At 57.9% G+C, this 24,649-nt stretch carries 24 protein-coding genes and 1 tRNA gene; 14 read left to right on the forward strand and 11 right to left on the reverse strand.

What is annotated here, in order from left to right; all coding sequences use genetic code 11:
- Window positions 1-31: 31 nt before the first annotated feature.
- The gene (locus AAE484_RS12875) at window positions 32-1,417 is read left to right on the forward strand and encodes a class II fumarate hydratase (RefSeq protein ID WP_341938809.1); all 1,386 of its coding nucleotides are present in this window, start codon (window positions 32-34) and stop codon (window positions 1,415-1,417) included.
- A gap of 183 nt (window positions 1,418-1,600) precedes the next feature.
- Here AAE484_RS12875 and AAE484_RS12880 read toward each other — a convergent pair whose 3' ends face one another.
- Window positions 1,601-2,488, reverse strand: coding sequence for a LysR family transcriptional regulator (locus AAE484_RS12880; RefSeq protein WP_341938810.1), 888 nt, complete (start codon window positions 2,486-2,488; stop codon window positions 1,601-1,603).
- 130 nt (window positions 2,489-2,618) lie between these two features.
- Here AAE484_RS12880 and AAE484_RS12885 point away from each other — a divergent pair, with 130 nt between their 5' ends.
- A complete protein-coding gene (locus AAE484_RS12885; RefSeq protein ID WP_341938811.1) occupies window positions 2,619-3,224 on the forward strand; it encodes an FMN-dependent NADH-azoreductase in 606 nt (201 codons plus the stop codon).
- Between the two features lie 27 nt (window positions 3,225-3,251).
- On the forward strand, window positions 3,252-4,103 hold the full coding sequence (locus AAE484_RS12890; RefSeq protein WP_341938812.1) for a pirin family protein: 852 nt from the start codon (window positions 3,252-3,254) through the stop codon (window positions 4,101-4,103).
- A 115-nt stretch (window positions 4,104-4,218) separates the two neighbouring features.
- Here the strand turns inward: AAE484_RS12890 and AAE484_RS12895 are convergent, their stop codons facing one another.
- The gene (locus AAE484_RS12895) at window positions 4,219-4,611 is read right to left on the reverse strand and encodes a hypothetical protein (protein ID WP_341938813.1); all 393 of its coding nucleotides are present in this window, start codon (window positions 4,609-4,611) and stop codon (window positions 4,219-4,221) included.
- Between the two features lie 124 nt (window positions 4,612-4,735).
- Here AAE484_RS12895 and AAE484_RS12900 point away from each other — a divergent pair, with 124 nt between their 5' ends.
- Complete coding sequence (locus AAE484_RS12900) at window positions 4,736-6,565, forward strand: ABC transporter ATP-binding protein (protein WP_341938814.1); 1,830 nt, start codon at window positions 4,736-4,738, stop codon at window positions 6,563-6,565.
- Between the two features lie 68 nt (window positions 6,566-6,633).
- On the opposite strand, the gene AAE484_RS12905 is transcribed toward AAE484_RS12900, so the two are convergent.
- Window positions 6,634-7,341, reverse strand: a complete 708-nt coding sequence (locus tag AAE484_RS12905; RefSeq protein WP_341938815.1) for a transposase — start codon at window positions 7,339-7,341, stop codon at window positions 6,634-6,636.
- Between the two features lie 399 nt (window positions 7,342-7,740).
- On the opposite strand from AAE484_RS12905, the gene AAE484_RS12910 reads away from it, so the two are divergent.
- From AAE484_RS12910 to AAE484_RS12920, 3 genes are all read left to right on the forward strand, one after another.
- Complete coding sequence (locus tag AAE484_RS12910) at window positions 7,741-8,868, forward strand: hypothetical protein (RefSeq protein ID WP_341938816.1); 1,128 nt, start codon at window positions 7,741-7,743, stop codon at window positions 8,866-8,868.
- A gap of 12 nt (window positions 8,869-8,880) precedes the next feature.
- Window positions 8,881-9,771: a hypothetical protein gene (locus AAE484_RS12915; RefSeq protein ID WP_341938817.1), complete on the forward strand. Its 891-nt coding sequence runs from the start codon at window positions 8,881-8,883 to the stop codon at window positions 9,769-9,771.
- A gap of 710 nt (window positions 9,772-10,481) precedes the next feature.
- Window positions 10,482-11,129, forward strand: coding sequence for a hypothetical protein (locus AAE484_RS12920; protein WP_341938818.1), 648 nt, complete (start codon window positions 10,482-10,484; stop codon window positions 11,127-11,129).
- 85 nt (window positions 11,130-11,214) lie between these two features.
- Here AAE484_RS12920 and AAE484_RS12925 read toward each other — a convergent pair whose 3' ends face one another.
- The 5 genes from AAE484_RS12925 to AAE484_RS12945 all read right to left on the reverse strand — a co-directional run bounded on the left by AAE484_RS12925 (window position 11,215) and on the right by AAE484_RS12945 (window position 15,509).
- A complete protein-coding gene (locus tag AAE484_RS12925; protein ID WP_341938819.1) occupies window positions 11,215-12,165 on the reverse strand; it encodes a DUF2931 family protein in 951 nt (316 codons plus the stop codon).
- A gap of 61 nt (window positions 12,166-12,226) precedes the next feature.
- A complete protein-coding gene (locus tag AAE484_RS12930; RefSeq protein ID WP_341938820.1) occupies window positions 12,227-13,543 on the reverse strand; it encodes a phospholipase effector Tle1 domain-containing protein in 1,317 nt (438 codons plus the stop codon).
- Window positions 13,540-14,637 carry a hypothetical protein gene (locus tag AAE484_RS12935; RefSeq protein WP_341938821.1) on the reverse strand — a complete coding sequence of 366 codons (1,098 nt, stop codon included), beginning with the start codon at window positions 14,635-14,637 and terminating at the stop codon, window positions 13,540-13,542. The genes AAE484_RS12930 and AAE484_RS12935 overlap by 4 nt, the downstream gene beginning before the upstream one ends.
- A gap of 159 nt (window positions 14,638-14,796) precedes the next feature.
- Window positions 14,797-15,051, reverse strand: coding sequence for a hypothetical protein (locus tag AAE484_RS12940; protein ID WP_341938822.1), 255 nt, complete (start codon window positions 15,049-15,051; stop codon window positions 14,797-14,799).
- A gap of 17 nt (window positions 15,052-15,068) precedes the next feature.
- Window positions 15,069-15,509: a hypothetical protein gene (locus AAE484_RS12945; protein WP_341938823.1), complete on the reverse strand. Its 441-nt coding sequence runs from the start codon at window positions 15,507-15,509 to the stop codon at window positions 15,069-15,071.
- Between the two features lie 214 nt (window positions 15,510-15,723).
- Between AAE484_RS12945 and AAE484_RS12950 the strand changes: the two genes are divergently transcribed.
- A tRNA-Val gene (locus AAE484_RS12950) sits at window positions 15,724-15,800 on the forward strand.
- A gap of 356 nt (window positions 15,801-16,156) precedes the next feature.
- On the opposite strand, the gene rmf is transcribed toward AAE484_RS12950, so the two are convergent.
- Complete coding sequence (rmf, locus tag AAE484_RS12955; protein WP_341938824.1) at window positions 16,157-16,372, reverse strand: ribosome modulation factor; 216 nt, start codon at window positions 16,370-16,372, stop codon at window positions 16,157-16,159.
- A 367-nt stretch (window positions 16,373-16,739) separates the two neighbouring features.
- Here rmf and rlmKL point away from each other — a divergent pair, with 367 nt between their 5' ends.
- The 4 genes from rlmKL to AAE484_RS12975 all read left to right on the forward strand — a co-directional run bounded on the left by rlmKL (window position 16,740) and on the right by AAE484_RS12975 (window position 21,817).
- Entirely contained in the window at window positions 16,740-18,935 is a 2,196-nt protein-coding gene (gene rlmKL, locus AAE484_RS12960) for a bifunctional 23S rRNA (guanine(2069)-N(7))-methyltransferase RlmK/23S rRNA (guanine(2445)-N(2))-methyltransferase RlmL (RefSeq protein WP_341938825.1), read from the forward strand.
- A gap of 56 nt (window positions 18,936-18,991) precedes the next feature.
- The gene (locus tag AAE484_RS12965; RefSeq protein WP_341938826.1) at window positions 18,992-19,270 is read left to right on the forward strand and encodes a BrnT family toxin; all 279 of its coding nucleotides are present in this window, start codon (window positions 18,992-18,994) and stop codon (window positions 19,268-19,270) included.
- Window positions 19,267-19,539, forward strand: a complete 273-nt coding sequence (locus AAE484_RS12970; RefSeq protein WP_341938827.1) for a CopG family antitoxin — start codon at window positions 19,267-19,269, stop codon at window positions 19,537-19,539. The genes AAE484_RS12965 and AAE484_RS12970 overlap by 4 nt, the downstream gene beginning before the upstream one ends.
- A 358-nt stretch (window positions 19,540-19,897) precedes the next feature.
- A complete protein-coding gene (locus AAE484_RS12975; RefSeq protein ID WP_341938828.1) occupies window positions 19,898-21,817 on the forward strand; it encodes a polysaccharide biosynthesis protein in 1,920 nt (639 codons plus the stop codon).
- Between the two features lie 150 nt (window positions 21,818-21,967).
- Here the strand turns inward: AAE484_RS12975 and AAE484_RS12980 are convergent, their stop codons facing one another.
- Window positions 21,968-23,026 (reverse strand): MraY family glycosyltransferase, encoded by a 1,059-nt coding sequence (locus AAE484_RS12980; RefSeq protein ID WP_341938829.1) that lies wholly within the window; start codon window positions 23,024-23,026, stop codon window positions 21,968-21,970.
- Window positions 23,027-23,180: 154 nt separating this feature from the next.
- Between AAE484_RS12980 and AAE484_RS12985 the strand changes: the two genes are divergently transcribed.
- Together AAE484_RS12985 and AAE484_RS12990 are read left to right on the forward strand one after the other, a co-directional pair.
- On the forward strand, window positions 23,181-23,429 hold the full coding sequence (locus tag AAE484_RS12985) for a type II toxin-antitoxin system ParD family antitoxin (RefSeq protein WP_341938830.1): 249 nt from the start codon (window positions 23,181-23,183) through the stop codon (window positions 23,427-23,429).
- The gene (locus AAE484_RS12990; protein ID WP_341938831.1) at window positions 23,401-23,715 is read left to right on the forward strand and encodes a type II toxin-antitoxin system RelE/ParE family toxin; all 315 of its coding nucleotides are present in this window, start codon (window positions 23,401-23,403) and stop codon (window positions 23,713-23,715) included. The genes AAE484_RS12985 and AAE484_RS12990 overlap by 29 nt, the downstream gene beginning before the upstream one ends.
- On the opposite strand, the gene AAE484_RS12995 is transcribed toward AAE484_RS12990, so the two are convergent.
- Entirely contained in the window at window positions 23,695-24,618 is a 924-nt protein-coding gene (locus tag AAE484_RS12995) for an NAD-dependent epimerase/dehydratase family protein (protein ID WP_341938832.1), read from the reverse strand. The genes AAE484_RS12990 and AAE484_RS12995 overlap by 21 nt on opposite strands.
- Window positions 24,619-24,649 lie beyond the last annotated feature (31 nt).

Genomic DNA, 24,649 nt, shown 5'->3' on the forward strand with positions numbered 1-24,649 from the left:
CTATTCACTCACCGTTTAGGGAGCCCGAGCCATGAGCGATTACCGCACAGAAACCGACAGTATGGGAGAGATTCAGGTCCCCGCGGAGGCACTCTACGGGGCCCAGACCCAGCGGGCCATCGACAACTTCGCCCTCAGCGGCACCCCCCTGCCCGGCCGGTTCATCCAGGCCGTGGCCCAGATCAAGAAAGCCGCCGCGCAGACCAACCAGTCACTGGGACTGCTGGAGGAGGTGCCGGCCAACGCCATTGTCGCCGCCTGCGATGCCATCATCGCCGGCCGCCATGCCGACCAGTTTCCGGTGGATGTGTTTCAGACCGGCTCCGGCACCAGCACCAACATGAACGTCAACGAAGTTGTGGCTCATCTGGCCAGCGAGAGCTGCGGCCAGACGGTAGGCGCCAATGACCACGTCAACATGAGCCAGAGCAGCAATGATGTGATTCCCACGGCGATCCACCTGAGCACCGCCCTCGCCTTCAATACCCAGCTGTTGCCCGCCCTGCGGCATCTGCGCACGACTCTGGAGACGCGTGCGGGAGAGCTGGATCAGGTGGTGAAAACCGGTCGCACCCACTTGATGGATGCCATGCCCGTGACTTTGGGTCAGAGCCTGCGCGGCTGGGCGAATCAGATCGAGAGCAACGAGCAGCGCCTGCATCAGGCCCTGGATCAGCTCTGCGCCCTGGCCCAGGGCGGCACCGCCGTGGGTACCGGCATCAACGCCCACCCGGAGTTTGCCGCGCGCTTTACCCGGCAACTGACCGAGAACCTGGGCCTGGTGTTCACCCCGGCCGAGAACTTCTTCGCCGCCCAGGGCAGTCAGGACACCGCCGTGGCCACCTCCGGCGCACTGAAAACCCTGGCCACGTCCCTGATGAAGATCGCCAACGACCTGCGCTGGATGAACTCCGGCCCGCTGGCCGGTCTGGGAGAAATCGAACTGGAAGCGCTGCAGCCCGGCTCCTCCATCATGCCCGGCAAGGTCAACCCGGTGATCCCCGAAGCGGTCGCCATGGCCAGCGCCCAGGTCATGGGCAATGACACGGCCATCACCGTCGCGGGCCAGTCGGGCAACTTCGAGCTCAATGTGATGCTACCGCTGGTGGCCCACAATCTGCTCAGCAGCACCACCCTGATGGCCAACGCCAGCACCGCCCTGGCGGACAAAACCATCGCCAGCTTCACCGTCCGGGCCGATAACCTCAACGCCGCCCTGGCCCGCAACCCCATCCTGGTCACCGCCCTCAACCCCATCATCGGCTACGCCAAAGCGGCCGCCATCGCCAAAAAAGCCTACGCCGAAGGCCGCCCCATCATCGACGTCGCCGAACAGGAAACCGACCTCCCCCGCGACGAGCTGGAACAGCTCCTCGATCCGGAGAAGCTGACACGCGGAGGCTTGCCGGGCGAATAACCTCGGCTATTCTGTGGCGGATGCGCCTTAGGCTTATCCGCCCTACGGGCAACCTTGGTACGAAGTTATCGTAGGGCGGATAAGCGTCAAGCGCATCCGCCACAAAACGCCCAAACAACCACCAGGCCATCCGTTGGGCGGATCGGTCCGACGTCTCCGAGCCTAATGCGCATCCGCCAAAACCTACATTAACGGCAACCGCGCCTGGAGCACCTCCGCCAAATGCCGCGCCGCCGGCCCGGCCAACTCCCGATCCGCGAAAATCAGATACAACGCATGCACCCGCTCGCTCGGGGTCTCCATGGGCAACAGCTTCAGGCGTCCCTGCTCCAGATCTTCATGCAGGTACGCCTCCGGCAGCCAGGCGTAACTCAAACCCAGACGAATCGCCTCCAGCGAGGTGTGGATGTGGCTCACTGTCAGGCGCTGCTCGGCCTCCTGCCAGCCCTCGGTATAGCGCCGGTGGATGCCCGAATCGCGCACGATGGACTGGCGGTAATGACGCAGATCCTCAAAGCTGACGGGCCGGCCCAGCTTCTGCAACGGATGCTCCGGACTGGTTACCCCGCGAAACGTCACCGACATCAGATACTCGCCGGAGAATCCGGGCGGCACCCGGGCAGCAATCGCCAGATCCACCTTGTGCTGCACCAGCGCGTCCTCGGTACCGCCCATCACAGACTCATACAGCTCAACCCGGGTTTCCGGAAAGCGCTCGGCAAAGTGGCTCAAACAGGCCAGCACCTGGCTCGGGGGCACAATCACATCCCCCGCCACACTGATCAGCGGTTCCACCTGATTGTGCAGCTGACAGGCCGCGCTCTCCAGCCGCTCGGCCTCCAATAACAGGTGCCGGGCACGCCGGGACAGCATATCGCCCGCCGCCGTGGGCACCGCCCGTCGCCCCTGCAACTCGAACACCGCCACACCCAGCGCGGTCTCCAGCTGAGAGATGGCGTAGGACACGGCCGACTGACTCTTGCTCAACTGCTCCGCCGCTTTGGCGTAACCGCCGGCGTCAATCACCGCCAGAAACGCGCGCCACTGCTCCAGACTGACCCTGGGTTCCACAGGCAAACCTCCATACATCAAATTTTTCGATCAAACCTAGCTAAATATCGCTGTTTATCATTCGCTCGTCAAATCGTTTAATAAGCCCATAGACATTCAGTCTACTCAAACCTCTTCAAGGAGACGCGTTATGGCTACATTACTGCAGATCAACAGCAGCCTGTCGGGCGACCAGGGACATTCCAGTGCGCTGGCCAACCAATTCACCGAGCGCTGGCGCGAGCGCAACCCCGGCGGTCGGGTGATCGTGCGCGATCTGGCCCGTCAGGCCATTCCGCACCTGGATGCCGAGCGCCTGAATGCGTTCATCACCCCGGCGGACAAGCGCACCCAAGCGCAGGAAGAGATTGTGGCTTATTCGGATCAACTGATCGACGAGCTGCGTAGGGCCGATGCAGTGGTCTTCGGTGTGCCCATGTACAATTTCGGCGTACCCTCCACCCTCAAAGCCTACTTTGATCATGTGGCACGCTCGGGCGAGACATTCCGCTACACCAGCAGCGGCCCCGAAGGTCTGCTGGACGACAAGCCGGTGTATATTTTTGCCGCGCGCGGTGGTATTTATCAGGGGACGGACGCCGACTCGCAGACCGGCTACCTGAATACCTTCCTGGCGTTCCTGGGGCTGACCGACACCCACTTTGTTTACGCCGAAGGCATGGCCATGAGCGGTGACCACAAAGAGAAAGCTCTGGAAAGTGCTCAGGCCGAAATCACACAACTGGCGGCCGCGTAATAACGGCCTCTATTGGAGGTAGCAATCATGCAACGCCAACTGCAACAGTTAATTCCGGCACTCGGCACCAGCGATGGTGCCGGGGTGAAAATCAGACGCAGCCTGGGGCAAAGCCAGCAGGCGCGCCTTGACCCCTTCCTGATGCTGGACGAGTTCAACTCCGAAAGCTCGGACGACTACATCGGCGGCTTCCCGTCGCACCCGCACCGGGGTTTCGAAACCGTGACCTACATGCTCGAGGGTCACATGCTGCACGAAGACCACATGGGCAATCAGGGCAACCTGCGCAGTGGCGACGTTCAGTGGATGACCGCCGGTCGCGGCATCATCCACTCGGAAATGCCGCAACAGGAAGAAGGCCGCATGCACGGTTTTCAGATGTGGCTGAACCTCCCGGCGGCGGAGAAGATGAAGCCAGCGCACTATCGCGACATTCCGGCCAACGACATTCCGAGGCTGGATCTGGCCAACGGCGGCAAGGTGAAAGTCATCGCCGGCGCCGTCAGTGTGGGCGATCAGGTTGCGGAGGGTCCCATCCAGGGCCTGAGCACCGAGCCGCGCTACTGGGATGTGCAGCTTCCGGCCGGCGCCCGCTTTGACCAGGCGCTGCCAAAAGGCCTGAACGCCTTTCTGTACGTGTTCGAAGGGGAGCTGACCGTGGGCGAACCACCGCGCCAGCTGAAAAGCGGCAGCGCCGGTATCCTGAGCGACGGGGATGAGCTCACCCTCACCGCCGGCGACAAGGGCGCCCGCGCGCTGGTGCTGGCCGGCAAGCCCATCGGCGAGCCCATCGCCCAGTACGGCCCCTTCGTGATGAACACCTCGGATGAAATCGAGGAAGCCATCAACGATTACCGTGCGGGCAAGTTGGCCGGTTAATATTAGAAGGAGTTGTTGTGGCGGATGCGACCCTCGAGGTTTCTGTAGGGCGGATCGGTCCGACGTATCGGAGCGTCAAGCGCATCCGCCACAACCCCACTTTCCGCCTCTACCATCACCGCCCCAACCGCAACGCAACCGCCGCGGTCAAAGCCCACACCCAATTGAAAAACACCACCAACACCGGCGTCAGCAACCCCAACTGAAACCCGGCAATCCCCACACCCATCTGGTACGGAAACACCACCAACAACTGCACAATCGTCGGGAACAGACTCAACACAAAACTCTGCGCCAGCATCCGGCTGCGCAACATCGGCAACAGAAACAGAAAGCCCCAGAGGCCACCCCAGACCACCCGCGGATACAACCAATCCGGGGTCAGCGCGGGGGTAATCTCCACGCCCAGCGACTGATTGATGTCATAAAATCCGAAAAGCCAGACCACCAGACTGTTCACCAGACCACCCAGAGCCCCGGCACCAAAGACCACCAGCAATCGTCGCATTCTCACTCCCCATCAATTGATCAAAAAACCGGCGGGTGCCTCCCTTTCACCCTACGCCTGCCTCGCAAAAACCTGTAGTATAACGGCTCTCAACTTGCCTCCATTTCTGAGCCGCTGACTGACTATGTTCGCCTTTTTTGAAAGCCTACTCAAACCCTTTCCGCCGGAAGAGCCAAAGCAGCCGCCCAAAAGGCTGTACGACTTCTGCCGTCATTACACCAAAGGGGCCGGACGCTTTCTGATCATCATGGCGATCATGGCGGCCATGATCGCGGTGATGGAAGTCGCCCTGTTTCAGTTTCTGGGGCTGGTGGTCGACTGGCTGGGCGAGCATTCACCGCAAAGCCTCTGGGAAGAACACAAAACTCACCTGTTTCTGATGGGCGCGGTGGTGCTGTTCGCGATACCGGTCACGGTGTTTTTCCACTCCATGCTGATTCACCAGACTCTGTTGGGCAACTACCCCATGATCATCCGTTGGCAGGCACACCGCTACCTGCTGGGTCAGAGCGTCGGCTTTTTTCAGGATGAATTCGCCGGGCGCATCGCCACCAAGGTCATGCAGACCTCCCTCGCCGTGCGCGAAACCGTGATGAAATTGCTGGATATTCTGGTGTACGTGCTCGTCTACTTCACCAGCATGATGCTCCTGCTCGGCTCGCTCGACCTGAGACTGATGATTCCCCTGGCCGTCTGGTTTGTCGCCTATGTGGCGCTCCTGCGCTTTTTCCTGCCGCGCCTGTCCGCCGTCGCCACCCGCCAGGCCAACGCCCGGGCCGACATGACCGGGCGCCTGGTCGATACCTACACCAACATCGCCACGGTCAAACTCTTCTCCCACTCCCGGCGCGAGTCCGACTACGCCCGCTCGGGCATGGACCGGTTTCTGCACACCGTCTACCCGCAGATGCGTCTGGCCACCTTGCTCAACAGCGGTGTCTGGACCATCAACGCCCTGCTGATCTTCTCCAGTGCCGCGCTGGCACTCTGGCTCTGGGGCGCCAACCTTGTGTCCGTCGGTGCCATTGCCGCCTCCATGGGCCTGATTCTGCGACTGAACGGCATGTCGCAATGGATCATGTGGGAAGTCTCCACCCTGTTTGAAAACATCGGCACCGCCAAAGACGGTATCAATACGCTGTCCCATCCACGCAAAGTCGGAGACAAAGAGCAGGCCCAGCCGCTCGAAGTGCAGGAAGGTCGAATCGAATTGGACAACGTCAGCTTTCACTACGACGACAGCGAAGGCGTGCTGGAAGACTTTTCACTGGACATCAAGCCCGGCGAAAAAATCGGGTTGGTAGGTCGCTCCGGTGCGGGCAAGTCCACACTGGTCAACCTATTGCTGCGCTTCTACGATCTGGAAAAAGGCCAGATCCGGATTGACGGTCAGGACATCTGCCAAGTGCAACAGGAAACCCTGCGCGCCCAGATCGGCATGATCACCCAGGACACCGCCCTGCTCCACCGCTCCGTGCGCGACAACCTGCTCTACGGCAAACCGGGCGCGACCGAAGAGCAGATGATCGAAGCCGCCCGCCAGGCCGAAGCCCATGACTTCATCCAGGGCCTGAGCGACGCCGAGGGCCGCACCGGCTACGACGCCCACGTGGGCGAGCGCGGGGTCAAACTCTCCGGCGGCCAACGCCAGCGCATCGCCATCGCCCGGGTGCTGCTCAAAAACGCCCCCATCCTGATCATGGACGAAGCCACCTCCGCCCTGGACTCGGAAGTGGAAAGCATCATCCAGTCCAACCTCAGCCGCCTGATGGAAGGCAAAACGGTGATCGCCATCGCCCACCGCCTCTCCACCATCGCCGCCCTGGACCGCCTCATCGTCCTGGACAAAGGCAAAATCGTCGAGCAAGGCACCCACTCCGAGCTCATCGCCCACCGCGGCCTCTACGCCCAACTCTGGTCCCACCAGTCCGGCGGCTTCCTCGGCGAATCCTGACCCCCAAAAAGGGGACGGAGGGATTTTATTTTGATCAATTTGATCATTTTTTAATCCCTCCGTCCCCTTTATTGATCCCCTTTATTGAGTCGTTCCCTTTTCCGTGGGCGACCGAGACCCATCTTGCCGACTCTGAGGTTGTATCTGGACTCGACTTCTTCCAGAAACGCCTGGCTGCCGACCGGGTGACAGTAGTGAGCACCTTTTCGAAACCGTTTGATGTCTTCGTGATTAAGTTGTTGGTTGAACAGCGATTGATAGTTCTGTGACCGAGCCTCCTCAGTACTTCCCAGAGACAAGTAATCGGAGTGCGGCACAATCCAGCTCTCCTGGTTCAGGGCATTGGCGGCATAACTCGACCAGGGGTACTCCTCGGGGGCGCTCACCATACCGGCTCTAACCGGATTCAGTTCGATATAGCGATAGCAACACAAAAGGTAACGACCGGTCTCGATCAGGCTGGCGCGGTGGCGTCCTTCCCAGAGGGTTCCGGTTCTTTCATATTTTCGGTTGACGAACTGCGCGTAGCGGCTGCCGACCACTTTCATGGTGGCGGACAACGCATCTTCTTCCAGAGGCGTAGCCAAAAAATGAATATGGTTGGTCATCAAGCAGTAGGCATGAACCTGAGCGCCGTAGCGTTCGGACTGCTTTTGCCAGAGCTCCAGATAGAACTGGTGATCCTCATCATCCAGGAAGCAGTTCTGGCGATTATTTCCGCGCTGGACAATGTGGTACGGAAAGCCGGCAAGATAATGGCGTGCTCGCCTTGGCATATATAGCTCCTTTATAATTGCCTGGTAGAAAAGGTTGGTCGAAAACAATCCTTTGCTCCCTACTTGAAACAAGTAGGTTCTATGCTTCACAGAACAGCGATAATAAAGATACCGTGCACTTTCGTTCTACACTACGCGATCAAATGCGTTCTGTGACACACATCACATTAATTGCAGCTATCGCAGAATGACTCCTCACTGAATTCGTATACCTACATTCGAAGTGGCGCATGTCTAAACCAAAAAACGACATCGCAAACGCGCTGTCATTGCGAAGCATTTTCTCGTAGGGCTTTGAGATCCTGAAAGGTATAAAATACGACTGTGGACACCGGATAGAACGGAATATACAATCAATAGCTTAAACCAGCATTAAAAGGATCAAAAGGAGAGTAATTAATGCTTCAGCAAAATCGTCTAGACTCAATGGACCGTAAACCCGCCACTATCGCCGGCCAGTCCGCAGGCAAACGTGTCTCCTGTTCTCCGCAAGCGCTGCCGGTATTTAATCAGCTGGTCGCACTTTCCAACGGCAATTACTGGGCCGGTCTCGTTGTCAAAGGCATCAGGGGACTGGCCTCCGGCCGACTGCACATGGACAATATCTATGTGGAAAAGGAAACCAACCTAGCTTACGGAAAGGGGCTGTTTTACGTGGTCTTGCCGGGAGTAACTGCTACCCTGGAAGATCGTACGGATGGAACCTACCTACTGCAGACGCTGAAAGCGGACATGAATTATCTACAGCACCAGGAGAACAAGCAGAAACCAGGACTCTGGCGGGTGCTGGAGGACGCAGAAGAGCGCCCGATATTCCAGAAAGACGGGCGCATTCTAAACGAGAAATATCGTCCCGTGGTGATTGGTGACAGGGCGAATAATGACCCTCACCAAGTCGCCCAGGCGGCACGTGATGATTTGACTACGATCAACACCACCATCAAAGACATGGTGAGAAACTCAGGATTTGACTTGCACCATACCCCCGGCGACGGTGGGATAGTGGGTCTGAAGAAGGCCAAAGATGCCTTAGCCACTTCGAAAGATCAGGCCTTGGTGGAATCTGCCACCCTGCTGGCCAATACCATGCATAGATCGCGGGATGTTCAAGGAGTACTTTGGTTCGCCGACTGGGGTGGCTCGGCGGTGCTGACGCGCGCCTTGCAGGTTTTAAAGGGCCAAAACATTAAGTTGGATAAACACTCTGTGTTCCTCAACCGCCCCACCTCTAGCAGTTCCGAAGCTTTAAAAATGGCCGCAGATCTTAAGATGACGTTGGCCGAGAAAGGTAAGATAGCTGGGTTACGCCCTTCAGAGATCACTGGCAACCACTTGCGCTCGGATGTTTCAGCCCAAGGGGCGCTTAAAACCGGGCTGTTTGGCCTATCGACAGCCAGCGCCGCTTTTGGTGTTCTCGGACTAGGACCCACCGCCGCCGGCATTGTGGGGTTGGGTGGCGCCATGTACTATGTAAGCACTACCGTGCAGTCTGGCGCCCAAAAACTCAAAGGCAAAAAGTACAAATAAAGGATCTGGCCGATGATGAATTTTCGCCTAAAACTGCGGCAACCAAAACAGTTAGTCGTCCCCAAAGGCCCCGATTTTCGCCGGGCGCGAACCTTCCGCAGTGACGTGGATGGCACGTATATCAGTTTTAAAGCACCCCGGCATAGCCCTCGCCGCTCCAATCACTTACCGAGACTGCCCGATCACCACTACCGATCAGCTCGCTATTCGGATGGCACGTTGCCTTTTTGCAGCATGTATAGCGACCACAAGGCTGAAGCGGGACTGAAAGATCATTTTGAGAAACTACAGTTTTTCTACCACGCCTGGGCCTTCTGCGGCCCTTGGTTCTCCGGCACCGTGGCAGAGCTGAATTTGTCGTTTGACTTCATTAAAGCGGTTAACTTCCCCAGTTCTATGTCGTTGTTTCATCCTCGAGCAATGGAACAGTTCATCGGCGAGTATTTAACCTTCATGTATTCGCATCATTTAAGTGTAACTCGCGGTTACATTCAGGAATTTGATGCACCAGTTAATTGGCAGCCTCTGCGTCATTTACCAGTCAACGCGGTCAAAATGGAAGCGACTCCAAGAGATTTTTCAGCTCATAGAACAATAAGTCATTTAATGTTCTTTCCCATTGCGGATAACGTTATGGCCAAGCTACATTTTATGCCCAGCCGAATACTTGGTCTGCCTCGCTCGGAACTAGACAAGCGGGTAAGTATTGAGCCAATGCTCGATCTGATGGACAATATTATCAGCAGCATTCAACTGGAACTGTCTCCCGAAGCCAAAGCCCAAAAAGTCAGGGCGCTGGCCGGGCTGGACAATACCAACCTGGTCAAGGGCTTTCCTCCGTTGAAGTGGGACAACGCCACTCTCGAGGAAGAGCGAAGATATCTCAATAGCGGCGCGGCCTGACTATCTAAACAAGCCGATCCGTGAGAGATATTCGATTAAAACTTGCCAAATAGGCTTTAATTTCCACGCCAATAACCAGACCTACGTCACCACCAGCACCCACAGACTCGTCCCTGATCAATGGCAGTACGCGCCTTGATATCGACAGGTCCAACGGAGCGTTGAATGTAAGGGACGGAGCGATGTTAACTTTACCAGTTTGTCTATTATTTAATCCCTCCGTCCCCTTCTTAGGCTAAAGCCCACCGCAAAGCTCGTTGGACAACCGTTGGTAAGATGGTTGTTGTGTCGGGGGTAGGTGCCGCAGCGGGCGGATTCCTTGGCGGGACGTTCCCCATGGTGTCGGCAATCACCTCAGCGCTGGGAAGTGCGACTGGAACGGCATCTGCTGCTCTAGGCGCGCGCCATCGCGGAGGATATCGTGCAACCCCATGCGCACAAGTTTAAACGCCTAGGTAGAAAAGGGTGATTGTATGTGGAACTCTGTCAAGTATTTACCACTAGATTGGCGAAAGCGCGATAATTCTTGCACTCCTCGTGGGCCGAGCATATCAAATGCTCAACCGATAAGCTTCACCATTGGGGGTAGTCGACTAAAGTTCGGTGCTCCAAAACACAGTCCTCACCGGCGACAAAACATTAGCACGGAGCCCAACAAGTACAAGCATGATGAGTTGTCCGGAGGCCTTCAGCCATATGCGAGTGACGTAATGGCCAATAATTTCTGGCGCTCGCGGACGATATTTCGACGGGAATGGGCTTTTTGGGGACCCTGGATGACTGGAGCCAAAGCTCAGCTGGTCATGGCTGTAACTATTGTGGGGCGTGATAAAGACCATGAGTATCAAAACGCATCCTTTTTTCATCCACGCGTTTTTGAGAATGTGGTGGCGGACTTCCTGAACGCACAATACGGGCACAGCGGTGTTGATGCTGGCTTTCCGTGCCGAGGCCCTATGAACTGGAGGCCATTGCGGGATCTGCCCGTTTCTGGGGCACGCTGTACGATTTATAAAGTGGGGTATGGCAATCACTTAACAGCCCCAGTGGACTTGCTGCTCTTTCCCGTTACCGACAAACACTTTATAAAAGTAACCTTCGACCCGAGAATCTACAGCAAAAACAAGTCGGGCCCGCACTTCGACACCACTCCCATTGCAGATCTTCAGGAAGCTATTATCGATACCATTCAGCTGGAACTGGGCCCTGAAGCACAAGCGGAATGGAACCGAGTCGCGGCAGATTGTCCGGACATGTCGTTAACCGAACACTTCGCTCCGCTGAAGTGGCCCATTGATCCTGACAGCCAGGAGATCGCGGTAGAGGATGCCCCCAACCGGTTAACCAAGCTGGCCTAGACCTAATAAGGGGGCGGAGGGATTTTAATTTGACCAATTTGTTCAATTTTTAATCCCTCCGTCCCCTTTTTACTTTTTAAGAACGTTAATTGATCTCCTCTACCGTGATCTTCTCGAGATCGATATGCTCGTCGTCTTTATTTCTCACCCGAATGGCGGTTTCGGACCTGGGAAGGCCGGGGGCGATATCGAGGTAGAGCGGGTTGTCGCCGTCGGCCATCTTTTCGAACACTTCCAGCATTTCGTCTTCGTCGAAGTGGATAATGTATAAATAATTTCCACTGTGAAAACTCATGCGCTTGGGCAAGGGTCTGGGCTTGGCGGCATCTTCTTCGCTGAGTGGGTAGCGCAAGTGATAGAGCTCACCGTTGACGTAGTTGATCGTCCCCGGACTGTCAGGGCCCGTCATGCGAAAGAACTTGGGTCGCCAGTGGTAGTGGGTGCGCATTCGCGACCACTTATCGAAGGGAATGCCCTCTTCTTCCAGGCGCTTTCGCTCTTCTGGCGTGAGGAACTGCTCCAGCGAGTCCTCATAGTAGTCTTCCCGTGGCTTTGGGTGGTCATTCATGAAGGAATCAGTCCAGTACTTCTTCCAGTCATAGTCGATGGGGTCGGCTTGACCAAAGAAGATTTCGGTGGTTTTACCGGCACCAATCAACCAGACGGCAACAGACCCTCCCGGGGCCATACCCACGGCAATCTTATGGTAGCGCTTGGTTTTTGGCGGAGTCTTGTGACTTTGAAAGCCCTCATTAAACATCTTGACGATGGTTTCATAGGGTAAATCAAACTCTCCCCGATAAAACTGGTCTTCAAGGTAGGAATAGTAGGTGATGTGCAGCCGATCCGGCAATGGCTTTTGGTCCGGACCCACCACATGGGTGGAAATCGACTTGCCCCAGCCACCGTAGACGGTTTTTCCGCTGGGCACATAAAGTCCGTGATCTTTTCCGGGGTATAAAAATGTTCCTGAGACAACCTTCATCGGATAGTCTTTGGGGGCCGACTCCGAGGCCATCCAATCCGCTTTGGTCATAGGGTCCTCACAACCGAGTAACAGTAAAAAAGCCGATATCAGTGTGGTTCGGCGCCGTGCCTTAACCTTCATGGTATTGCCGCCTGCGTTGTCCGCTTTTAAGTCTGGGCGCCATGCCCACCCCCGAGTAGTGTGCCGATAAGTGTAGGTACTGGTGGCGAATAATGTAAAGCAATGGGTCTCGTACCTGCCAGTCCTCCGGCCTGGAGTCCGAAACCGATCCCACATAAGCTTTTATTCGGCCCTCCAACTCCCGAAGCTCCGCAGACTCTTCTCTCAAATCGACAATATTGGGAAATTCTTTTGAATTCATTTTCATCCCCTCCTCTTTAATAAAGTCCGCCATCATACCAAGGGGGATCTTGCTGTAGCTGGCCTTCACCAGCGCTCTCTTCGCATGAATCACGTAGTTCAAGGTATTGCGAGAGGTAGGCAGGGTCAGCTCACCGGGCCGATACCAGCCCTGCCCCAACAGCCAGTCCCGATCTGCATGCCGGTCCCGCTGAGCCCCCTTGAATACAATCTGGGCTTCTTCACCGTCCCGGTAGCCGCCTCCGATATCGCTGTGCGCCCCGGGAAGGCAGATTCTCCGTCCCTTACCCCCAGCACTCTTGATGGTCGTCAGGGAGAAGTTCTCCCGATACTCCTCCGAAGCTTCGAGTTGAACCACGCGCTTCGCTCGGCGTATGGCATCCAGCTTGAGCGCACCCACATCGTTACTGAAAGACAGGCCGTGAGACGATACAGTCTCAAACAGCCCGACAAAATTGATCTCGATTTTCTCCGCTGGAAACCCCTCGACTTCCAATTGTTCAGCAATAGGCTCCCCACCCTCATCCATCAGCCGGTGAACACAATGACGCGCACTCGCCGCGCCTCGGCTAAAACCAAAGAGATCAATGGCCAGCTTTTCCAGAACGGCATCCTCTTCCGCGCTTTGAAATAGCGTGTCCAGCTCCGTCACTGCAACGTTGATACCTTTCTTGACTTTTTCCTCAATACCGGTAGATCCCGTGCCCAGCGTCAACCCTCTCCGGCGATCATGTTCACGGTCCTCCGTGCCGGCCCCTTCCGTGTAAACCGATAAGGCGTGATCGAAAGATTTCGGCGGCTTTTCAGGGTCGAGCTGCTCCTCGAGCAGTGCAATATTGGACTTGGCATTGTTATAGCTTTGATAAGCCTTCAGTTCCACCCACTGATCGGCCAGATCCCGATACACCTCGGTGTTATTCTCCCGCTCCTCAACATTGGTTCGGTTATTCGCCGTGCCATCAAAAAACAGCAACAGCCTGACCTTGAGCTTCTTCTTGCCCTCACCCTCTTCCCCACTACTCTTCGGTGGCTCCGGCACAAACACGCCTTCTCCTATCTCAGTCATATCGCTCCTCCTTCAGTCCTCTCCCTGGCCAAATCGCGTTTTTCCAGTATCAGCGCCCCGCGCAAGCCGGTGTCCGAAGAGCTGTACACCAGGTGCGCGTCCGCGTTCGGATTATTCAGCAGATCAAACGCGGCCAGAGCCATCAACGACGGGGCCGTGGCACTACCGAGGTCACCGTAGTACTCGGCGGGATGAACCAGGTGCGCGTCACCCAGCCGTTTCTGGCTACGAATCATCGCGACCCCATACTCCTTGGCCCAGTAGCGCTCGCCGTTCATGCTGCTGTAGATGCTGTGGATGGGCGGCCCGGCGTAGTGCTCCAATACCGCTTTAAAGGCCGCATCCAGTCCCTCCCCCAGATAGGGCTCATCGGAAAACCAATCGCCGGGCTCCTGAGCCAGCCCCGGCGGATGAACCACCAGAACTTTTCCGTCCTCTACCATCGCCTTACGCGGCTCGGCCGTCAGCACAATAAAGGCGGCGCCCTCCCCTGGCACATAGCCGTCGGTCGGGCCCAGGGTCATCAGCCGATTCTGCTGCTCAGGCACACGCAGGCGGGTGTAATTGTTCGGTGAGTCGCTCGCGCCGATGACCATGCCATCCGGATAAACGTCCGCCAGATAATCATAGGCAAATTCCATCGCCTCAATACCGGCCGCGCGCCCTGAGTGCAAGCTCCGCAAAAGTTCGGGGTTCAACCAGGCATGACCGGACAGGGCCAGATTGGCTTTCAGTTTGTCCAGCGGAAGGCAGTCGGCTTCCAGCTCCGGCTCATTCATCGCCAAAACCAGAGGCGCCTGTGCGGGAAGAGCGCCCTGCTCCGTTATCTGCGCCAGCGCATGAAGCGCCATCTTGATGGCATGATCCTGGGGTTCGCTGTATTGGTCACCCTCATCAATCTCCCAGCCGGGCTGATCAAAGACGGCATCGGGCACGGGGGCCAGACGTATGGGGTCACCGTTATCGTCAACAAATCGGGAGAGGGTGTAGCGGTTGATGCCGGCGCCAGCCGCGGCCCACACCATGGGAGCCGAGCCACCCAAGGCATTAATCATACCCATGCCGGAGAGATAGAGTCGTGAAGCGTCGTCCATGTACGCAGCGTCCTTGTCCAGATCTCAAAACTGAGTCTTGAGTCTATTAATCGAACAGGAGGCGTGCAAGTGGAGCGGAGGGTCTTGCGGTTATTTTGTGAAAGGGCTCACATTGAACCGGGCGAGAGAATGGTTAAAATTCAAACAAATTGATCAAAATTAAATCCCTCCGTCCCCTTTTTTATAGTGATCCCAGATCAGGAGGAGGAGGCCGACGAAGAACCCCACGTGGGCGAACATGGCGCCGCCGGCGAAGATCAGGCTCAGCGCCATGGGGTTGCTATCGCTGGGGCCGAAGGTCACATAGCCCATGAAGGGCAGCGCTGTCACAAAGAGGAGCAACAGGCTGTAGGCGATGATCTTCAGGCCCCGGGACGACTTGCTGCGCCAGATCGCGGTTATGGGGTTCTTCAACTCCATCGGCTAGCGGGTTACAGCTGCGCCAGGGTGGTCGGCTGCTTGGCCAGCAGGGCCTGCAGCTGCTCCCTGGACTCCATAGCGCGCACCTGCACATTGCTGGCCTGCAGGTCGACATTCATACCAAGCTCTTCATTGACCACTTTCTCCAGCGCTTCCTGGTCCACTTGGCCATCGGCGCGTGTCACCCGCTCCATCTGCTCGTCAGTCAACTGGGCGCTGCCACCGGGCAGGTAGATGGTGCCGTTGGAGAAATCCACGGCGAAGGCGACCACACCGGGGATGACCCAAAGGAGCAACCCGACCGCGTTCAGCGCGACAATGGCCGGATCAAGCCGCCCTCCGGTCTGGCCCTTGCGCTCAGGATGCAACACCGTGCCGCAGGCGGTGGTCTGCAGAATCAGACCCGCACACAGACCAACAGCCAAGGCTTTGCTTAAACGATTGATACGCATAGAGTTTTCCTCTCTTTTTGGACGATGTCTTTCCAAGGACTATAGCACACAGCCCCAAAAAGGGGACGGAGGGACTATTTTTTAACCAGGTTGATCAAAATTAAATCCCTCCGTCCCCTTTTCGGTGGGCGGAGCCCACCCTACGGGGCTCCGCCCACCAAAAAAAAGGGTTGCAAAATCAGACGGTTTTGGTAAAGTTCGCGCCTCAACAAATAGGACTATAGCTCAGTTGGTTAGAGCGCTACCTTGACATGGTAGAGGTCCCCAGTTCGAGTCTGGGTAGTCCTACCAAATACCAAAAAACGGCTTGCGCCCCCGGGCTCAAGCCGTTTTTTTATGTCCAGGACGGACGGGCCGAAAATTGCTCCTGCATATTCGGCATTTCCGCCGTCCGTGGCGGTCATATGCAGTGAGCACAGGGACGTACAGCGAACTGCATTCTGGTGGGCGGAGCCCACCCTACGAGATGGGTGACAGCGGAGCCCGTAGGGTGGGCTCCGCCCACCGATACCACCCGAACAAAAAATGGCCGTACGCGTAGGGTGGGCTCCGCCCACCGACACCACCAAAAAAATGCCCGCACAGGGCGGGCAGTTGAGGAGAAGTTGGCCAACAATGATCTCAGTCAAAGATCAGGGCCGAGAGGGTCACGGATGAGGGTGTAAATTACTGAGTTTCTGCACCTGAGCCATGACGTTGTAACCGTCCCACTGATCCGTGCGGGCCTCGCGCCAGCCTGCGAGCCACTCCTGTCTGGCCTGGCCTGTTTCATGCGGGCACAAGCTGCGAGAGCGGCCAGCAATACCGGCTTGATATCCCTTACCAAATGCGCGTTCTGTGTGGTTACGTTTTTGACTTTTCATGATGTGATGCACCTCTTTGTCGCGGTTAATCTTGCGTGTCCCGGGTCCAGCCGGGTTAAGATGGCGCCGCGCTGGGCGAGTGAAAGCCCTTGGCGGGTGGCGCCGGGAGGTACTGCATCGCTTCCCTCTGAGGGATGGCGCGGCGTGATCGCACCGATGGATCGGGGAGGCGAGTGCTCAGTACAGCAAAAAGCCCCTCCCCTGTGAACGATTTTATTTTTATAGCCACCCCCGTTAATATGGCACATCGCTCTAGCCAGCCATTTGACAAACAGGCCCCCCTGATCATTAAAGGGCTGAGCGGACGAACGCCCCCGACACCGACCCCGTATCGGTGATTTGAACGCCGATATATCGAGGACCGCAAGTGAACGAACATCTGGAACTCTTCGCCACCTGCCCCAAAGGGCTGGAAGGGCTGCTTTTGGCCGAATTGGCGGAGATTGGTGCCACCGAGACCAAAGAAACCGTCGCCGGCGTCGCCTTCAGCGGCGACATCGCCCTCGCCTACCGCGCCTGCCTCTGGTCCCGCCTGGCCAACAAAATCCTTCTGCCTCTGGCGGAATTCCCGGTCGGTGACCAGAACAGCCTCTACAACGGCGCGCGCGACATCCCCTGGGAACAGCACCTCGGCCCCCAGAGCACCCTGTTGGTGGACTTTATCGGCTCCAGCGGCGCCATCCGCAACACCCAGTTCGGCGCCCTCAAAATCAAGGACGCCCTGGTCGACCGCCTGCGCGACATTACCGGTGAGCGCCCCTCGGTGAGCAAACAGAACCCGGACCTGCGCGTCAACGCCCGCCTGCACAAAGGCCGCGTCACTATTAGCCTGGACCTGTCCGGCGACAGCCTGCACCGCCGGGGCTACCGCCTCAAACAGGGCAGCGCCCCCATGAAAGAAAACCTGGCCGCCGCCGTGCTCATTCGCGCCGGCTGGCCCGAGATCGCCGAGCGCGGCGGCGCGCTGATCGACCCCATGTGCGGCGCCGGCACACTATTAATAGAAGCGGCCATGATGGCCGCCGACATCGCCCCCGGCCTGGGCCGGGCGCGCTTCGGTTTTGAGCACTGGCTCAACCATCGCAACGACATCTGGCTGGAGCTGCGCGAAGAAGCCATCGAGCGCAAGCGCGCGGGCATCAACCGCCCGCACCCGGAAATCCGTGGCTACGACGCCGACCTCAACGTCATCCGCGCCGCCGAGCACAACATCACCAAAATCGGCCTGGATGAGTGGATCCGCGTCAGCCGCAAAGAGCTGGCCGCACTCAAGCAGCCCACGCACACCACCCTGAAACCGGGCCTGGTGATCAGCAACCCGCCCTACGGCGAGCGCCTGGGCGAAGTGGAATCACTCAAACTGCTCTATCAGCACCTGGGCGACCGACTGAAGGCCGAATTCCAGGGCTGGCGCGCCGCCATCTTTACCGGCAACCCCGAGCTGGGCAAACAGATGGGCCTGCGCGCCGAGAAAAAGTACAAACTGTTCAACGGCCCCCTGCCGACTGAACTGCTGATGTTCTCGATTCAGGCCGAAGCCTTCGTCACCTCGGGCCCGAAACCCCTGGACACCCGTCACCCGGCCGAGCGCGAGCTCACCTCCGGCGCCCAGATGATGGCCAATCGCCTGCAAAAGAACCTGAAACAACTGGGAAAATGGGCGAAAAAGCAGGATATTCACTGCTACCGGCTGTATGACGCCGACATGCCCGAATACTCGGCGGCGGTCGACCTCTACCACACCGAAAAAGGCGAGCTCTACGCTCACGTGCAGGAATACGCCGCGCCCAAATCCGTGGACGAAGCCCGCGCCGAACAGCGCTTTGCCGAAATTCAGGCCGCCGTGCCCCAAGCGCTGGGCATCAGCCCGGACCGTGTCAGCTACAAACAGCGCCGGCGCCACAGCCACACCCAGGGCAGCCAGTACGAGAAACTGAGCGAGCGCCCGCAAGGCGAACTGCTCACCGTGATCGAGGGCAAGGCCCGCCTGCAGGTCAACCTCTGGCAATACCTGGACACCGGCCTGTTTCTGGATCATCGGCCCGTGCGGATGAAAATCGCCGAAATGGCGGCGAACAAGCGCTTTCTCAACCTCTTCTGCTACACCGCCAGCGCCAGCATCCACGCCGCCATGAACGGCGCCCGCTTCACCCTGAGCGTGGACATGTCCAACACCTACCTCAACTGGGCCCGCAACAACCTGGCCCTGAACGACCTGGGCGAATCCCGCAACCGGCTCGAGCAGGCTGACTGCGTCCAGTGGCTGAAAGACAACGACCAGGAATTCGACCTGATCCTGCTCGACCCGCCCAGCTTCTCCAACTCCAAAAAAATGCCGGACGTCCTCGACGTCCAGCGCGACCACGTCGAGCTGATCCAGAACGCCATGAAAGCCCTGGCCCAGGGCGGCACCCTGATCTTCTCCACCAACCTGCGCAGCTTCAGCCTGGACACCGACGCCCTCGCCGGCTACCAGCTGGAGAACATAACCCCCCAGACCATCGACAAGGACTTCCAGCGCAACCCGAAAATCCATCAGTGTTGGTTGGTGCGGCAAGGATAAAGCCGCACGAGAGTGCACCTGAGTACAAAAAGCACACAATGTGCTATCATCTCGTTATGAAGTCAATCACATGGAACCCAGAGAAGAACAAGCTTCTCCAAGAAGAACGGAATATCGCCTTCGAGGATGTGGTTTTGCACATTTTGGCAGGAGGTATTCTAGACACGTTCGAGCACCCGAACCAAGAGCGGTATCCGGGCCAACAAATACATGTGATTGAAATAGAGGGGTATGCTTATTTGGTGCCTTTTGTAGAGTCGGATGACGAAATGTTTCTGAAAACGATTATCCCAAGCCGTAAAGCGACCAAATCTTATTTGGGAGGTTCAAAATGAGCAAGCTGGATAAAGAAGAGCAAGAAATTCTGGAGGCGTTCGACGCCGCTGAACTTCAGCGAGCACCGGACTTCGAGGCAAGGAAAGTACGGCATCAGCAGTACGCCGAGGCCATGTTCAAGAAAGACGCCCGAATTAACATCAGGCTGTCTTCCAAGGACCTAAGGGGGCTCCAAAAGAGAGCCTTGGCGGAAGGTATTCCCTACCAAACGCTCGTTGCCAGTATCCTCCATAAATATGTGGAAGGCCGACTACATGAAGACCGGTAACTCTCGACCGCCCACGCCAAGCCACCAAGAGCGACGTTTCGTCAAAGCCGTTACGCAGGGGTTGGTAGACGCGAGAGAGGGCCGCACCGTGCCCCTAAGCCAAGCAAGAAAGCAACTGAATAGAGCGGGTGCCGAGCAAAACCAGCGATAGCCCCCTCAGAGCGCCTCCCGGACCGATCTGGCACCGAAATTGCTGTATTGCTATTAGGAAAGTGTAAAGATAGCGATTCGACAGGGCTGAGTGGCACTTTCTGGTCACATTTCTGTCAATAATCGGCTATACTGCGCCCGTTATTGCCCCATCAAGGAGCGCCATCGGCAGTTTGGTCTACATTCGGTCACTATGGAGTTGAGGTATATGCTGGAAGCCCTGTTTGAGTCCTCCCGGACCACCAAACGCATTATCTCCCTGATTTACGACACTATCGCCATTGTTTCAGCCTTCTATCTAGCGGCATTCCTGCGGCTTGGTACCTTCGACTCCCAGTTTCTCGATAAAGACATCCTCGTTGTCAGCATCACGCTGGTCGTGAGCCTGGGGGTCTTTATCCGGATGGGCATGTACCGGGCCATTCTGCGCTATATGAGCACCCCGGCCATGCTCACCATAGTAGGCTGTGTGGTTATCTCGGCATTGGTACTGGCCACCGCCAGCTTCCTGACCCAGTCCATGCTACCCCGCTCAATGCCCTTCATCTATTTCACCATTGCACTATTACTGGTCGGCGCCCCGCGCCTGCTGGTGCGCAGCGTGATCATGATGATCAACCGCCGGGGTAAGGACAGCAAAGAGCCGGTCATCGTCTATGGTGCCGGGTATACCGGTCACCAGCTCACCCTGGCCCTCCAGGGTTCGCAGTATAAGCCGGTGGCCTTTGTCGACGACAACCCCGCCCTGCACGGGACCATGGTTGCCAATATCAAGGTTCACAAGCCACGGAACATCGAAGCGCTGATCCGAAACCATCGCTGCAACAAGATCCTACTGGCCCTGGGCAGCACGCCCAACTCCCGTCGGGCCCAGGTCATCCAACGCCTGGAGTCACTGGCCGTCTCGGTACAGACCGTGCCCGCAATCCCCGATATTCTCAGCGGCAAGGCCCGTATTGAGCATATTAAAGACGTGGAAATTGAGGACCTGCTCGGTCGTGACCCGGTCGCCTCCCAGCCAGAGCTGATGGGCGCCTGCATCACCGACAAGGTGGTCATGGTCACCGGTGCCGGGGGCTCCATCGGCAGTGAACTATGCCGGCAGATCATCCAGCATCGTCCCCGCGCCATTGTCCTGTTTGAGCTCAACGAGTTCAGCCTGTATAACATCGAGCGCGAACTGCGCGATACGCCGGACTACAAGAAAAACCACATTGATCTGTACAGCATTCTCGGCTCGGTCCAGAAAGAGCACCGGGTCGAGACCATCATGCGCAGCTTCGGCGTTCAGACGGTGTACCACGCCGCCGCCTACAAGCACGTACCGCTGGTCGAACACAACATCGTCGAGGGCGTCCGTAACAACGTCTACGGTACCTGGTATAGCGCCGAGGCGGCCATTCGCGCCGGAGTGGAGTCCTTTGTACTGGTCTCTACCGACAAGGCCGTGCGCCCTACCAACATCATGGGCGCCTCCAAGCGGCTGGCCGAACTGGTGCTCCAGGGCCTGGCCAAACGCCAGACTGGCACCACATTCAGTATGGTGCGCTTCGGTAACGTGCTGGGCTCTTCCGGCTCAGTCGTGCCGCTGTTCCGCTCCCAGATCAAAAGCGGCGGCCCGGTGACCGTCACCCACCCGGAAATGGTCCGCTACTTCATGACCATCCCCGAAGCGGCCAAGCTTGTGCTGCAGGCCGGCTCCATTGCCACCGGCGGCGATGTCTTTGTGCTCGACATGGGCGAGCCAGTCAAAATTGTGGATCTGGCAAAACGCATGATCCACCTCTCCGGCCTGGAGATCAAAAGCGACAAGTCTCCCAACGGCGACATCTCGATCGAATACACCGGGCTCCGCCCCGGGGAAAAACTCTACGAAGAGCTGCTGATCGGCAACAACGTCTCCGGCACCCAACACCCCGGCATCCTGCGCGCGGAAGAGGATTACCTGAGCTGGGAAGAAACCAAAATACTGCTCGACGAGCTGGACGTGGCCTGCCACAGCTACCAGTGCGATCGGGTCAAGCAGCTGCTGGTCGAAGCCCCCACCGATTACCACGCCAGCGTGATGATCAGCGACGCCGTCTGGCGCCAGAGGCAGAATACCGGCAAGCTGCGGATCGTCAATTAACCCTTGGTGGGGCAACCCCACTCTACCGTTGACGCCCCACCAACCGTAGGGTGGGCTCCGCCCACCGAAAACCCATGGTGGGGAAACCCCACCCTACCCCACCAAAAAATAAACGCCTTCCCGCCCCAACCCCAAATTCTGCACTAAATCCTAATACTCATCCCACTCAACATGCCGAATCCCGGCCCCAAATTGATACACCAAAAACACCACCGGCGCATACGCCAACACCACGCCAACAATCGGCTCAACCCCGCCTAAAACCACCCAACGCGCCATGGGCAACAACCACATCAGGGTGACAAACCCATAGAACAACGTCGTCCCCTTATGCCCCCAATTCTCCGCCCGGTGCTGATAGGCATGGCTGCGGTGAGCCTCGGTGAGCTTCTCCCCTCGCAACCAACGGAAAAACAACGTCACCGTCGCATCCGCCACAAACATCGCCAGCAAAATCACCCAGCCCCAGAACAACACCGGTGCCTGATGGGCTGCATAAATCGACAGAAGCCCCAGCCACAGCCCGACAAAGCCACTGCCGGCATCACCCATAAAAATCTTTGCCGGCGGAAAATTCCAGAGCAAAAAGCCCAGCGCCCCCACGGCCAGCAACACATACAGCATCACATTCGCGCCGGGCACCGCCCAATAAGCCAGCAGTGCCCCACCGACACAGACCGTGAGCGCCTCCACCCCGGCAATACCATCAATGCCGTCCATAAAGTTGTACAGGTTCAGCAACCACACCAGGTACACCAGCAACGGCGCCCACAGCCACACACCGGGCAGCGTCCAACCCCAGAACGTCAGGTCCACCGGGCCGCCCAGCCAATACAGCCCCCAGGCGGCCGCCGTAAAATGCACCAACAATCGCCAGCCGGCCGCCACATGACCGTGATCATCCAGCCATCCGACCAGCGCCACCAGAGCACCGGCACCACCCAGGCCATAGGCCGCCGCCTCTGTTAGCGCCCCAAGCCACACCAGCACCGGCAAGGCCGCCAGCGCCACCACCACAATCGCCACACCACCGCCGCGCGGCGTGGGCACCTTGTGGGAGCTCCGGGCATTGGGAATATCCATCAGCTGCTTATGCACCGCATAGCGGCGCAACAACCCGGTCAAAGCCCAGGTCAACGCCAGAACCACCAATCCACCCACAATCAACGTCAACGTCTTCTCCAATCCAGTCTGCCAGTTCGTCGGCATTATACGCCGACCTCTTCCCCGTAGGGCGCCCATGCGACGCCGATCCTGCAGTGTCACACCAGCGACCAAAGGCTTTGTAGTCCCCATTTGCCCCATGGCTCTACGTGCGCTATATTCTATATTATTCATTCTGAATACTGAGGAAGTGTACATTATGGCGACTACAAGTCTGAGCCTGGGCACTCATTGGGAGACATTTATCCGCGAAGAAGTCAGCAGCGGCCGGTATAGCTCTGCAAGCGAAGTCATCCGGGACGCCTTGCGACACATGGAGGAAGAGCGTTCGTTCATGGCGCTAAAAGCCCACTTGGCCGAGGGTATGCGCCAAGCGGATGCGGGACAATTCGTCACTCAGACCAAGGAAGGTATGCTAAATGAGTTCAAAGAACGTAAAAGCGGTTAACGTTACCCCGCGAGCCAAAACCGACCTTCGTGACATCTGGCTGTATGGCACGGAAACCTGGGGAGAGGACCAAGCCGACAAGTATTTCTATACCTTGTTCGAAGCCATGGAGGGGCTTGCCCTGGAACCAGGGAAAGGGCGCGCCCGCCCGGAGCTGCTCCCGCAATGCTCAAGCTACATTTGCGGCAATCACATTATTTACTACCGCGAAAGATCCGACGCCGTAGAGATTCTGGGTGTTCTGCACCAACGCATGGACGCTTTCTCACAACTCACCAAACTGTGACGCCGTCCTCCTCAACCCCTCCTCCACCGAAAACGGCGGCCGCCAGACCAGGCGGTTTCGGGCCTTGTCGTCACTGACCTGCAGGGAATCACACAGCCGCTCCGCCATACCCCGCCGACCGAGTACGCCAGCGCCGAACTTCAACAAAGGTACCGGGAACGGCCACAAACGCGCCGGCTGCCCCTGGGCCTCCCCCATCAAGCGCAACAATTCCGGGGTGGGCAGATCCCGCCCGTCGGACACCAGAAACGTCTCGTTCGCGGCCGCGGGATCCGTGCAACACAGCGCCAGAAAATCCACCAGATTCTCCAGATACACCAGGCTACGTTGGTTCCGGATCGACGCCAGCGGCAGGGGCACGCCGCGCTTCAAGGCCCGCATCATGGCCGCAAAATTGGCCCGCACACCCGGGCCATACACCAGCGGCGGCCGCACGATGACCAGCTCCATCCCGGTCTGCCGCGCGTGCTGCCACAGCGCCTGCTCACCCTCCCACTTGGAGCGCCCGTAATCGTCTTCCGGTTGGGGCGTGTCCCGCTCACTGAACGGTATGCCAGTGGTGCGCTCACCGTTGACCTTGATGCTACTCACAAACACAAATCGGCGGGCGCACCGGGCCGAGGCCAGACGGGCCGCCGCCAGAGGCTCGTCGCAATTGGCGCGGTGAAAAGCCGCCCGGGAAGCCTCGCCCGGTTTCTCCTGCACATGGGCCCGGCCCGCGCAATACACCACCACATCGCCCGCCGACAGGTGTGAGCCCAGCGCCGAGATGCGCCGGGCCGGAAGGCCCGATACCGTCCTGGCTCGACGGGAAACAGGTTCAACGGATTGTCCATCCGCCTGCAACCGCGCCATCAATGCACGGCCGACAAAACCGGCCGCTCCGGGAATCCAAATCGCCATTATTTCAGTCCGTTTTTCAGGTATACTCCAC

The organism is Marinimicrobium sp. C2-29 (assembly GCF_038419845.1).
Lineage (GTDB): Bacteria > Pseudomonadota > Gammaproteobacteria > Pseudomonadales > Cellvibrionaceae > Marinimicrobium.